This window comes from Pandoraea soli (assembly GCF_902459595.1).
Taxonomy (GTDB): domain Bacteria; phylum Pseudomonadota; class Gammaproteobacteria; order Burkholderiales; family Burkholderiaceae; genus Pandoraea; species Pandoraea cepalis.
In genome coordinates this window covers 244,857-257,294 of the sequence record NZ_CABPSG010000007.1, presented here as the reverse complement: position 1 = coordinate 257,294, position 12,438 = coordinate 244,857, and the positions used below count along the sequence as shown (strand labels likewise).

Sequence of the window (12,438 nt, the reverse complement as noted above, 5' to 3'; positions counted from 1 at the left end):
GGATAGGTGCGATGGGTCGCTCATCAGCCAACGGGCACGTACAACCGCGCCAGCAACCCACCGCCATCGCGAGACGCAAACTCGAGCGTGGCGCCAAAGCGCGAGGCGATGGCCTGCACGATGGAAATCCCCAAGCCCGACCCCTCACCCTGCTGCCGACCCTGATCGCCGCGCCAGAAACGCTGACCCAGTCGCATCGCCTGCTCCGGCGCCAGGCCCGGGCCCCTGTCGCCTACCACGATGCAGTACTGCCGACGATGGTCGTCCATTCCTACCGTCACTTCGATCGGACACTCCGCCGGGGAATACCGCAGAGCGTTATCCACGAGATTGCGCACCGCCGTGCCAAGCATCGAACGAGGGATCGGTGTGCCCCCGTCCTCGCACGACATGCTGAATGCGATCCGAGGTACGTCACGACGGACCGGGGCCCCACTCCGCCACTCAGACAGTGACCCAACTCGCAGCGGAACGGGGCCCCGATCCGTCTCCTCCCCCGCGGCAAGAACGCCCTCCAGAACCTCGCGCACCGACTTGCACGCCTGCGGCGAATGCTCAGGCGCCTCCGCACGCGCAAGCGTCATCATCTGATCGAGCGTATGCCGCAAGCGACGCACGCCCACCCCCGCCTGATGCAACGCCCGCCTGGCCGGCTCGCCCTGCGTGAGCTCCGCCACCTGCAAGTGCGTGTCCACCGCCGTCAAAGGCGTGCGCAATTCATGTGCCGCCGCATCGGTGAACGCCCGCTGATACGCCATCGCCTGAGTCAGCCGGTCCAGCCACCCGTTAAGCGCCGAGACGACCGGCCGCAGCTCGGTCGGCGCACGCCCCAGGTCGACGGGCGCCGTGTCGTCGACATGCTTGCGACGCAACGCCAATCGCAACGCCTCCAAGGGCAACAACCCGCGTCCAATGCCGATCCACAACGCCATCAAGCCACCCACCACCGCAATCATGAACGGCACACCCACGGCCCGCAGCAACGCGCCCGTCAGCGCGGCCCGCTTGTCGAGCCCGTCAGCCGTCATCACCTGATACCCGCGTTCGTCCTGCAAAACGTAGATTCGCCAACGCTTGCCTTCGAACACCATGGTGCTCAAACCCAGCGGCAACGACCGCTCGGCCGACTGTGGCCCGCCCTCGGTGCGCGCCAGCACCGCACCATGCACCGACCGAATCTCGCACGCAATCCCATCGTCGCTGCCCACACGAATGACGTCGCCCCAGTCAGCCTTGCCAACGCCCGGGGCAAGCGGCGACAGCGCAGCCCGCGCCAACAGTCCCGACACCATCCGGGCCGACATCGCAAGGCGCTCGTCGAGTGTCCGGTCAAGATTCGCTTGCACCCCTCGCATCATCCACCCCGCCACCGCCGCCCAGAGCACGACAAGCGCCACGCCAGCGATCAATACCGCACGCAAACGAAGACTCATGACAACGCCCATCCCAACCGGTAGCCCAAGCCCCGCGCCGTCTGAATGACACCGCCCCCCAGTTTTCGACGCACGTTGTGAATGTGTACGTTCAACGCATTGCTGCCCAGTCGGTCGGTCAACCCATACAGCCGCTCGTGCAACATGTCGGGCGTGAGCCACCGGCCTCGACAGCTCGCCAGATGCGTCAGCAAGTCGACTTCCTTGCGCGAGAGTTCGACCGGCTCGCCATCGAGCCACACCAGTCCGCTCGCCGGCTCCAGCCGCAGCGGTCCGGCCTCGATGATCGGGGCCGCACGCCCCTGCACCCGGCGAATCAACGCGTGCAGTCGCGCCGCCAACTCACGCAGGTCGAACGGCTTGACCATGTAATCGTCACCCCCGCCATTCAAGCCGGCAATGCGGTGCTCGATGCCGTCGCGCGCCGTCAGGATCAGGACGGGCACGTCGCGCTCGATCGCGCGAATTTCTGCGAGAACGCCGAGGCCATCGCCATCGGGCAAACCCAGATCGAGCACCAGCGCATCGAACGTGTTTTCCGCATGCGCCGCCACCGCCGCCGCACCACACGCCGCATACTCGACCGCGATACCCAGCGCGTTCAGCCCCGCGACAATGCCGCTCGCAATCAAGTCGTCGTCTTCCACCAACAGCACTCGCACGATTCCGCACCTCTTGTGAATATCGCGCCATGTTACGTACTTTGCGTAATGAATTGGACCGCGATCCCGCAGGTGTCGGCGTATCACCCACACCCGACCCAAGCGCAAACGCTCGTTAACTCTCGGTTAATCGGCATAGGCCACACTCTTGCCTGCTTCGGGATTTCCGCGGGAGAACAGATTTGCTACGTCGCGCTTTTTTCATGTTTGTGATTTTTCTCGGTACGATCGGCTGGACGCGCACCGCCGATGCCTTGCCCTGGCCGATCACGCCGAAGTTCCTGGAGGCGTCTCAGGTGCTCACGCTTTCCCCGGTCAGCCACGTTGACGGCCGGCTCGACGTCGTCGGCCATGTTGCAAAGGACTACTACGTTTATCGTCATTCGCTGCGCGCTGAAGATGCGTCGGGCAGCCCCGTGGCGCTGACGCTCTCGGCAGGGTCGACACACACCGATGAGTTCTTCGGCGAGACCGAGATCTATACCGGCGATGCGTTGCGCATGCATCTGCCCGCAACGACGCCCGGTCCGGTAACGCTGCACTGGCAGGGCTGCGCCGACGCCGGCATCTGCTATCCGCCGCAAACGATGACGATCTCCTTGCCCGCCGGCTTAACCTCTGGCGCAGTCATCCCGGCGATCCCTCCCACCTCGGCCAGTCCGGTTGCCTCCGGCACCTCCCTTGCCTCCGGCACCTCCCTTACGCCGGCTCCCCTTAATCTCCCCGCGACGCCCGCCGCCGATAACGCCACGCCGCTGGCGGAGGACCAGGCGGCGGCGCAGCGGCTCGCCTCGCTGGGCCCCGTCACCGGCACGCTGTTGTTCTTCGGCTTCGGCTTGCTGCTGGCCTTCACGCCGTGCACGCTGCCGATGATCCCTATCGTCTCGACGATGATCGTGGGCCATCGTCCGGCGCCGTTGCGGGCGCTGGCACTCTCGCTGTCGTATGTGATGGCGATGGCGCTGACGTATGCGTCGGTGGGCGTCGCGGCGGGCCTGGCCGGGGCCAATTTGCAGGCGACACTGCAATCGCCCTGGCTGCTCGGCGCGTTCGCGGGACTCTTTCTGGTACTGGCGGCGTCGTTGTTCGGTCTGTTCGAGCTGCGTCTGCCGGCGTTCGTGACGCATCGGCTCAACGCCACGGGGCAGCAGCGCCCCGGCGGCAGCCTCACCGGTGCCGCCGCACTCGGCCTGCTCTCGGCGCTGCTCGTCGGCCCGTGCATGACGGCCCCGCTCGCCGGCGCCTTGCTGTATATCGGTCAGACGGGAAATGCGTGGACAGGCGGCATCGCGCTGTTTGCGCTGGGCGTCGGCATGGGACTGCCGTTGCTGGCCATTGCCCTGTTCGGCGCGCGGATTCTGCCGCGTCCGGGCACCTGGATGGTGCGCGTGCGAGTCGCATTCGCGTATGTCATGACGGCCATGGCCATTCTGATGTTGAGCCGCTTCCTCCCCGGCAGCGTCAGCCTGATGCTGTGGGGCGCGCTCGGCCTCGGTCTCGCTGTCGGGCTGGGCGCGTGGGCGTGGACGATGCGCGGCCAGTCCTCAGGATGGACGCTGCTGTTCGCGTCGTCGTTGGCCGGCATCTGGTCGGTGCTGATGCTTGTGGGCGCCGCGTCCGGCAGCGATGCCGTACTCAGTCCTCTCGCACGGGCGAACGCGTCAGTCACGAATGGCGCGGCCGCGCAGAGCGGCAAACGATTCGACTATGTCGGCGTCAAGTCGACGGAGGATGTCGATGCGCGCATTGCTCAGGCGGTGGCGAAGGGGCAATGGACGTTGATCGACTTCTACGCCGACTGGTGCGTGAGCTGCCATGTCATCGAGCGCAATGTGTTCGGCGATCCGGGGGTCGCGGCTCGCCTGGCGACGATGCAAGTGCTGCGCCCGGACGTGACGAAGAACGATGCGATCGACCAGACCCTGATGAAACGGTGGGGGGTGCTCGGCCCGCCCACGCTCATTCTCATCGATGCGAACGGTCAGGAGGTGCGCGCGCAACGCATGGTCGGCGAGCTGGATGCACGTAGCTTCCTGCGCCGTCTCGATGCCGCGGGGATCGCATGACCAGCCTTGGCCCGTTTTCCATATCGACGGTCGCCGTGGCGGCAGCGGCGTTGCTGGCCTGGCTCGTCGCGCGTTATCTCCTGCGTGGCACGGATGCCACGGCACGCCGCACGGCAGCGAGCCTGTTGCTCGACGCGCTCTTCATCGGCCTGCTCGCCGCGCGCGCCGCCTACGTGCTGCGCTGGTGGTCCGATTACGCCGCCGCCCCGCTGTCCATCGTTGCGATTGGCGATGGTGGCTTCACGGTTTGGGTCGGGGTGGCCGTCGCACTGGGCTGGGCGCTGTGGCGTGTGCGCTGTGATTCGTCGGCGCGTCGCCCGATGCTATGCGGCTTCGTCGCGGGCGTGGCACTCTGGGGCGCCGCACAAGCCGGGCTGAGCGCCCTGCAACGCACCGCACCGCCGCTGCCGTCGCTGACGCTCGCGACGGTCGACGGCCGGCCCGTGCCGCTCGATGCCTATCGTGGCCGCCCCGTCGTGATCAATCTGTGGGCAAGCTGGTGCCCGCCCTGCCGTCGCGAAATGCCCGTGCTGGAAAAGGCCCAAGCGGACTATCCCGACGTGACGTTCCTGATGATCAATCAGGGCGAAGCCGCGCATACGGTCGAAGCATTCGTGCAGTCGCAAGGGCTGCAGTTCGACCACCTGCTGCTCGACTCCGCATCGCAAACCATGCAGGCGGTGAGCGCGCGCGCAATGCCCACCACGCTGTTCTACGATACGCAGGGTCGTCTGGTCGATGCGCATTTGGGCGAATTGACGGCGGCGCGTCTGCGCGACACGCTGCAACGCCGACTTCACCGCTCTCCGGTGCCGCTGCCCCCCTAGACGAACAACCCGGGCACAGCGCGGCCCGGGCGTCGCAGAATCGTCGAACGACCGCCGCCGGGACACTTACATTCTTGCGAGAAATGGCTCGATCGCGCGAGAAACCCGTCGATCGATTGCTTTTTGCGACGCCCCGCCCACGACACCCCGCAGATACTGCTACAATCGTCGTCACTATGAAGTCGCGTCAATCTTCCCCCCTCCTCTGGTCGCCTCTGACCGCCGCCCTGCGCTGGTGGCGGTAACCCGCCACGTCTATCTCATCCCCATAGCGCCCTCCCCCGCGGATCGCGAACTCAATGTGGGGGCACGCTCAGGGGGAATTCGCAAATCTCATGCGTTCGACAATCCTTTGTCACCCGACGAACAGGGACCATCATGCTGCTGATGATCGACAACTACGACTCGTTTACCTACAACATCGTCCAATACTTCGGTGAATTGGGCGAAGACGTACGGGTCTTTCGCAACGACGAAATCACGCTCGACGCCATTGCCGAACTCGCCCCCGAGCGCATCTGCCTCTCGCCGGGTCCGAGCTGTCCGGCCAACGCGGGCATCACGCTCGACGTGCTCAAGCGCTTCGCCGGTGAGATTCCGATTCTCGGCGTCTGCCTCGGCCATCAGGCGATTGGCGAAGCCTTTGGCGGCAAGGTCGTGCGCGCCCAGCAAATCATGCATGGCAAGGTGAGCGAGATCGAGACCATCCAACAAGGCGTGTTCGCGAATTTGCCCAAGCGCTTTACCGTCACGCGTTATCACTCGCTGGCCATCGAGCGCGCATCGCTGCCCGACTGCCTCGAAGTCACCGCCTGGACGGACGACGGCGAGATCATGGGCGTGCGTCACAAGACGCTCGATGTCGAAGGCGTGCAGTTCCACCCTGAATCGATTCTGTCGGAGCACGGCCACGACGTGCTGCGCAATTTCCTGCAAGCCGCACCGCGCGTGGCGCAGGCTGCATGAGCACCGCCCCGAGCGAGCCACCTGAGCCACCTGAGCCACCTGAGCCACCCGAGCCGATCCGACCGACGAGAGAGCAAGCCATGATTACCCCGCAAGAAGCCCTGCAGCGCACCATCGAGCACCGTGAAATCTTCCACGACGAGATGCTGCACCTGATGCGTCTCATCATGAAGGGCGAGATTTCCCCGGTCATGTGCGCGGCCATCATCACCGGCCTGCGCGTGAAGAAGGAAACCATCGGTGAGATCGCCGCCGCCGCGCAAGTGATGCGCGAGTTCGCCAACCATGTCGACGCCCCCCCCGGCGAGCATTTCGTCGATATCGTGGGCACCGGCGGCGATGTGTCGCATACGTTCAATATCTCCACCGCGTCGATGTTCGTGGCAGCGGGCGCGGGCGCTAAGGTCGCCAAGCACGGCAACCGCGGCGTGAGTTCCAAGTCGGGCAGCGCCGACGTGCTCGAGGCCCTGGGCGTGAACATCATGCTCTCGCCCGAGCAGGTCGCCGAGTGTCTGCGCGAAGTCGGCATCGGCTTCATGTTCGCGCCGAACCATCATCCGGCGATGAAGAACGTGGCGGCCGTGCGCAAGGAAATGGGCGTGCGCACGATCTTCAACATTCTCGGGCCGCTCACCAATCCGGCCGGCGCGCCGAACCAGTTGATGGGCGTGTTCCACCCCGATCTGGTCGGTATCCAGGTGCGCGTGATGCAGCGTCTGGGCGCCGAACACGTGCTCGTGGTCTACGGCAAGGACGGCATGGACGAAGTGTCGCTCGGCGCCGCCACGCTGGTGGGCGAGTTGAAGGACGGCAAGGTCACCGAGTACGAGATTCATCCCGAAGACTTCGGCCTGCAGATGGTGAGCAATCGCGGCCTGAAGGTCGGCAGCGCCGACGAATCGAAGACGATGTTGATCGAAGCGCTCGACAACAAGCCGGGCACCGCCCGCGAGATTGTCGCGCTCAACGCTGGTACCGCGCTGTACGCGGCCAACCGCGCAGCGTCGATCGGCCAAGGCATCGAGATGGCGCGCGAGTCGATCGCCAGCGGCGCGGCGCGCGCGAAGCTCGACGAGTTCGTCGCCTTCACGCAGCGCTTCAAGGGATAAAGCCTGCCGTCGGCACCCCGCAGGTGCCGCGTCGAGCTGCTCCCGATTTCGATCACGTCGGGCGTCTTTTACGATAGCGCCCCTCATATTCAGTAGCCCCCGAATCATCCATCGATATGTCTACCGTTCTCGACAAGATCCTGGCCGTCAAGGCTGAAGAAGTCGCCGCTGCGAAGCGCGTGCGTGACCTCGCGAGCCTGCGCCGCGACGCCGAAGCCACCGTCGCCGACAGCGCGCTGCGCACGCGCGATTTCGTGGGGGCGGTGCGCACCAAGCTCGACGGCGGACTGCCCGGCGTAATCGCCGAGATCAAGAAAGCCAGCCCGTCGAAGGGCGTGATTCGCGAGCATTTCGTCCCGCCGGAGATTGCCGAGTCATATCAGAAAGGCGGTGCGGCCTGCCTGTCGGTGCTCACCGACGTGCAGTTCTTCCAGGGCTCGCCCGAGTATCTGAAGGCCGCGCGGGCCGCCTGCGATCTGCCGGTGCTGCGCAAGGACTTCATGATCGACGCCTACCAGGTGTACGAAGCGCGCGAGATGGGCGCCGACTGCATTTTGCTCATCGCCGCGGCGCTGGAGCTGGCCCATATGCGCGATCTGGAAGCGCAAGCCCACTCGCTGGGCATGGCGGTGCTCGTCGAAGTGCACAATGGCCGTGAACTGGACGCCGGGCTCGAACTGAGCACGCCGTTGCTGGGCATCAACAATCGCAACCTCCACAACTTCGAAGTGTCGCTCGACACCACACTCGGACTGTTGAAGCACATTCCGGACGATCGGGTCGTCGTGACGGAGTCCGGTATCCTCTCGCGCGACGACGTGACACGCATGCGTGCAGCGGGCGTCAATGCCTTCCTCGTCGGCGAAGCCTTCATGCGTGCGCCCGAGCCGGGCGAAGCCCTCGCCACGCTGTTCGACATGCCCCGCTGATACCTTGCCACGCGCCACGCGAGCGATCGATGGCGCGGCGTCCCCCCCTCACAGGAGCGGCCCCGATGGCCATCGAACGCGAACTCAAACTGGCCCTCCCGGGCGACCTGTCAGCCGAGCGCGCCGACGCGCTGATTTCCCATCTCGACCGTTTGCCCGGGGCAGAAGCCCGCGGCGAGCGGCGTCTCGTCAATCGCTATTTCGATACGCCCGCGCTGGCGCTCGCGCAAGCGAAGGCCGCGCTGCGGTTGCGTTTCGTGGCGCGCGAAGGTCACCCCGGACAATGGCTGCAAACGCTCAAGTCGGTGGGTGAGGCCCGCGATGGGCTGCATGTGCGTCACGAGTGGGAGCAGGCCGTACAAGGCGAAGCGCTCGAACTCCCCCAGTTGATCGCCGCTTGCGACGTGCCCGGCACAGCCGATTTGCTGCGCGCCGAAGGGGCGAAGGTCGTCGCCCAATTCGAGACGAATTTCGTGCGACGCCTGTGGCGCTATATCGCGGGGGACGGCACGGCGGTCGAGATCGCCTTCGACCGTGGCGAAGTCGCGGTTGAGGCCGACGGCAAACGCCACACGGAACCCCTCGTGGAAGTCGAACTGGAATTGCTCGACGCCCCGGACGACGACCGTGAGGGTCAAGGCGATCGCATTCTGCACGCGCTCGCGCAGGAATTGCGCGACGTACTGCCCGAATTGCAGAGCGACAATGTGAGCAAGGCGCAGCGCGGGTATCGTCTGCGGCAAAAGGTGCTCAATCGCTGAGCGTCGCGCGCGGACACGCGCACGATGCGCGTGTCTCTCTCCCTAGTCCACTCAACCGACTTATCGCATGACCTCACGCTCACGCGCGGCATCCTCATCGCCAGCCGATGAACGGCAACGCTCGCTGTTCGACGACCCGGCGCCGGTGGCAGGAACGAACGACACGGCGGCTTCGCCGCAGCCACTCGCCGATGTCGCTGGTGTCGCCGGCCCGCTCAAGGGGCGCGTCGAGGATCAGTTCGCCGCATTGCCCCACGACTGGAAGACAATGGTCGCGCCGTTCGTCGAGAGCGAGGCGTACGCGCCGCTGTGCCGTTACGTCGACGCCGAAGTCGCCGCCGGCAAGACGGTCTACCCAGCGGACATCTTTCACGCGCTACGCATGACCTCGCCCTCGGACGTGAAGGTCGTGATCCTCGGGCAAGACCCATATCACGGTGACGATCACGGCATCGCGCAGGCGCACGGCCTGGCGTTTTCCGTGCAGCGCGGCGTGCGTGTACCGCCGTCGTTGCGAAACATCTACAAGGAAATCGAGCGCGATCTGGGGATCGTTGCGCCGCCACACGGCAATCTCGATGCTTGGGCCAAACAGGGTGTGCTGTTGCTCAACACGACGCTGACCGTGGAAGCGGGCAACGCGGCAAGTCACGCGAAGCCGTTCAAGAAGGGGGGATGGCAAGCCTGTACCGATACGTTGCTCAAGGCGCTGGCCGCCCGGCAAGGGCCGCTGGTCTTCCTGCTGTGGGGCAGCCATGCACAGGCCAAGGCGCCGCTGCTTGCCGGTCACGGTCATCTGTTGCTTGAAGCCCCGCACCCCTCGCCCCTCTCGGCACATCGCGGCTTCCTGGGCTGCGGCCACTTCAGCGCCGCCAATGCCTTCCTCGAACAGCACGGCAAGACGCCCATCGACTGGCGCCTGCCGGCCTAAGGGCGTTGCAGGGGACTCAGTCGCTCGATGACTCGGCGATGGGCGTCAGTGTGCCCATCGCGCCCTGCTGATAGCGGCGCGTGAGCGCCACGAGATCGCTCTCGTCGCGCGCCGCGAAGTTACCGCGATAGACCACGGGTTCAGCGAGCGGCTCGCCACCGGCGAGCATGAGCCGCGCCCCGGTGCGCCCGGCCAATTGCCACGCACCGGGGGGCAGCAACACCGCCTGCGCAGCGCCGCCTTCCGCCCGTAACGTGTGATGGGCCAGTGCCGCCTCGCCCTGCGCAATCAAGGCGACCCAGCGACGGCCGTCGCAAGGGATCGTCAACGTGCGCAATTCGTCTTCGCGCCAATCGAGTTGCAGCAGCGTCGTGCGCTCACCTTCCGCATCGGCGGCATGGACGACATGACGCTCGCCCCACTGCCCGCAGATCAGCGTCAGATCGACGGCGCCTTCACGCCAATGCGGCATGCCATCAGCGCGGACTACGGTCTGCACGGGTGCGCCGTGCGCGTGGCGGCCGGCACGGCTCACGATCATGCGCAGGCCGCGCGCCACGCCAAGGGCATTCTCGGGAGCTTCCTCATGCACGGTGCCGCAGTTGGCTTCGAGCCAGAGCAGATCGCCGGCGCGCAGTCTGTCGTCGCCCTGATGGGCGTGACGGCAACGCAGCGATGTCGTCGACTCGGGGAACAGGTAGGTCGCCACCGCACATCCGGCATGCGGATGTGGCGGTATGCACGCGCCATGACGGCGGAAGAGATCGATCGAGAGAAACGGATCCGTCTCGGCGACCTGATCGAAAACACCCGCCCCCGCCGCCGCGGCACAGCGGGCGGGGCGGGTGACGGGAAGCACGCGCGGGATGGCGCGCGCGTCGGCGTGAGCCGCCGGTCGCTTCGTCTGACGCGGATGCAAAGGCGTCGGATGGGCCATGGGGGTACCTGCGCGTGCGGGAGAACAGCGATATCAGCAGCGTCGGCCCGAGGGCTTAGAGCGCTGCGATGGCTTCGCGAGCGTTCGCGAACCCGGCGGCGGCCGATTCCGGACCGCGAGCCAGACCTTCCGCGAAGATGAACGTCACGTCCGTCATGCCGAGGAAGCCGAGAATCGCCTTGAGGTACGGCGTCTGGCTGTCGGCCGGCGTGTCCTTGTAGTTGCCGCCGCGGGCGAATGCCACGATCACCTTCTTGCCCTGGATGAGACCTTCCACGGTGCCGTCTTCACGATAGCGGAAGGTCACGCGGGCACGGGCGATCCAGTCGAAGTACGCCTTCAGTTGCGACGGCACCTGAAAGTTGTAGAGCGGTACGCCGAACACCACGTAGTCGGCCGCCTGAATCTCGGCAATCAGTTCGTCGCTGCGGGCGATGATGGCGTTTTGTTCGGCCGAGCGTTGGTCTTCCGGCGTGAAAAACGCGCCGATGACGGCTTCGTCCAGATGCGGCACGCCGTCGGCCAGCAGGTCGCGCACGACAACCTTGGCACCCGCGTGCTTCGCGACGAGTTGCGCCACGGATTCGTTGGCGAGTGTGGTCGAGTTGGCACCTTGCGAGCGGGCGGCGGAATTGATTTGGAGAATCGTGGTCATGTCTCTGGCTCCTGAGCCTGGGGGTTCGAAAATCCGTTCGCGCTGGGCCCCGTCTCGGGATTACCGTGAATGGCGCGTCGGCTTGGTATGAATTCTAGTTACCCACAAAAATGAAACAAGCCGGTAAAATCGAATTGTTTGTTCCTATTTTGGAACAATGCGCGCCATCCCTTTCCCCTTGCCGGATGGCCGCATCACCGAGGAGCGCACGCGATGATTGACGATCTGAATGACATGCTGATCTTCGCCGAGGTCGTGCGTTCGGGCAGCATCACCCGGGCCGGCGAGCGGCTCGATCTGCCCAAGGCAACGGTGAGTCGGCGTTTGTCGCGACTGGAGATGCGCCTTGGCACGAAGTTGCTGCACAAGACCACACGGCGGCTGGAACTGACCGAAGTCGGCGAGGCCTATTACGAGCGTTGTCTGCCGATTCTCGAGGAAGTGGAAGAGACGCGAGACTTCGCCTCCCAGCTCTCGAGCAAGCCGCGCGGACGGCTTCGCATCACGGCGCCCGGCGACTTTGCCGCGCAGTGGCTGGCGGTGCCGCTTGCCACGTTCTGCGCGGCGTATCCCGAGATCACGGTCGATGTGGATCTGAGTTCGCGACAGGTCGATCTGATCGCCGAGCGCATCGACGTCGCCATCCGCGCCGGACAACTCTCCGACTCCACCCTGGTGGCGCGCCCCCTCCTCGCGCTCACACGCAGTCTGTATGCCAGCCCGCTGTATTTGAGTGCGACAGGGTTGCCGGCCACCCCCGAAGAACTGGCGGGCCATCGCTTCGTGATCCTGCAAGGCGCGCGGCGTCTTTTCAACTCGGACACGCTGCACAAGGGACGTCAGCGCGCCGACATCACCATGCACGGGGCGATTCAGGTCAACAGCATGGGGATGGTCAAGGAAATGACGGTGGCGGGCAGCGGCATCGCCGCCCTGACGGATATCCTGGCCGAGGATGCGTTGCGCACCGGCCGTCTCATCAAGGTGCTGCCCGAGTGGTCGTTACCGTCCAGTCCGGTGCATCTGGTCACGCCGTCGCGACGCTTCCTCCCGCGCAAGACGCAGGCCTTCATCGAGCACATGCTCGCGGTCGCCAAATCGTGTCCGGAGGAAAACCGGGACCCGAGCGTGCCGGGCCCGGCGCAAGGGTAAAGCGCTCGGC

Annotated in this window: 12 protein-coding genes; 8 read left to right on the top strand and 4 right to left on the bottom strand. The window is 65.6% G+C overall.

The features are described from left to right. Positions 1–23: 23 nt before the first annotated feature. Both PSO31014_RS14805 and PSO31014_RS14800 read right to left on the bottom strand, forming a co-directional pair. Positions 24–1,433 carry an ATP-binding protein gene (locus PSO31014_RS14805; RefSeq protein WP_150552278.1) on the bottom strand — a complete coding sequence of 470 codons (1,410 nt, stop codon included), beginning with the start codon at positions 1,431–1,433 and terminating at the stop codon, positions 24–26. After that, entirely contained in the window at positions 1,430–2,095 is a 666-nt protein-coding gene (locus tag PSO31014_RS14800) for a response regulator (protein WP_150552277.1), read from the bottom strand. The genes PSO31014_RS14805 and PSO31014_RS14800 overlap by 4 nt, the downstream gene beginning before the upstream one ends. A gap of 203 nt (positions 2,096–2,298) precedes the next feature. Between PSO31014_RS14800 and dsbD the strand changes: the two genes are divergently transcribed. From dsbD to PSO31014_RS14765, 7 genes are all read left to right on the top strand, one after another. After that, the gene (dsbD, locus tag PSO31014_RS14795) at positions 2,299–4,161 is read left to right on the top strand and encodes a protein-disulfide reductase DsbD (RefSeq protein ID WP_150552276.1); all 1,863 of its coding nucleotides are present in this window, start codon (positions 2,299–2,301) and stop codon (positions 4,159–4,161) included. Continuing rightward, positions 4,158–4,988 (top strand): TlpA disulfide reductase family protein, encoded by an 831-nt coding sequence (locus PSO31014_RS14790; RefSeq protein ID WP_150552275.1) that lies wholly within the window; start codon positions 4,158–4,160, stop codon positions 4,986–4,988. The genes dsbD and PSO31014_RS14790 overlap by 4 nt, the downstream gene beginning before the upstream one ends. A 378-nt stretch (positions 4,989–5,366) precedes the next feature. Then, entirely contained in the window at positions 5,367–5,954 is a 588-nt protein-coding gene (locus PSO31014_RS14785) for an anthranilate synthase component II (protein ID WP_150552274.1), read from the top strand. An 80-nt stretch (positions 5,955–6,034) separates the two neighbouring features. After that, the gene (trpD, locus tag PSO31014_RS14780) at positions 6,035–7,063 is read left to right on the top strand and encodes an anthranilate phosphoribosyltransferase (protein WP_150552273.1); all 1,029 of its coding nucleotides are present in this window, start codon (positions 6,035–6,037) and stop codon (positions 7,061–7,063) included. 116 nt (positions 7,064–7,179) lie between these two features. Beyond that, positions 7,180–7,992: an indole-3-glycerol phosphate synthase TrpC gene (trpC, locus tag PSO31014_RS14775; protein WP_150552272.1), complete on the top strand. Its 813-nt coding sequence runs from the start codon at positions 7,180–7,182 to the stop codon at positions 7,990–7,992. Positions 7,993–8,057: 65 nt separating this feature from the next. Next, the gene (locus PSO31014_RS14770) at positions 8,058–8,753 is read left to right on the top strand and encodes a CYTH domain-containing protein (RefSeq protein WP_150552271.1); all 696 of its coding nucleotides are present in this window, start codon (positions 8,058–8,060) and stop codon (positions 8,751–8,753) included. 67 nt (positions 8,754–8,820) lie between these two features. Then, positions 8,821–9,684 (top strand): uracil-DNA glycosylase, encoded by an 864-nt coding sequence (locus tag PSO31014_RS14765; RefSeq protein WP_150552270.1) that lies wholly within the window; start codon positions 8,821–8,823, stop codon positions 9,682–9,684. 16 nt (positions 9,685–9,700) lie between these two features. Here the strand turns inward: PSO31014_RS14765 and PSO31014_RS14760 are convergent, their stop codons facing one another. Beyond that, positions 9,701–10,621 (bottom strand): pirin-like C-terminal cupin domain-containing protein, encoded by a 921-nt coding sequence (locus tag PSO31014_RS14760; protein WP_150552269.1) that lies wholly within the window; start codon positions 10,619–10,621, stop codon positions 9,701–9,703. A 55-nt stretch (positions 10,622–10,676) separates the two neighbouring features. Continuing rightward, the gene (locus PSO31014_RS14755; protein WP_150552268.1) at positions 10,677–11,276 is read right to left on the bottom strand and encodes an FMN-dependent NADH-azoreductase; all 600 of its coding nucleotides are present in this window, start codon (positions 11,274–11,276) and stop codon (positions 10,677–10,679) included. 213 nt (positions 11,277–11,489) lie between these two features. Between PSO31014_RS14755 and PSO31014_RS14750 the strand changes: the two genes are divergently transcribed. Next, positions 11,490–12,428 (top strand): LysR family transcriptional regulator, encoded by a 939-nt coding sequence (locus tag PSO31014_RS14750; protein ID WP_150552267.1) that lies wholly within the window; start codon positions 11,490–11,492, stop codon positions 12,426–12,428. Positions 12,429–12,438: the final 10 nt, after the last annotated feature.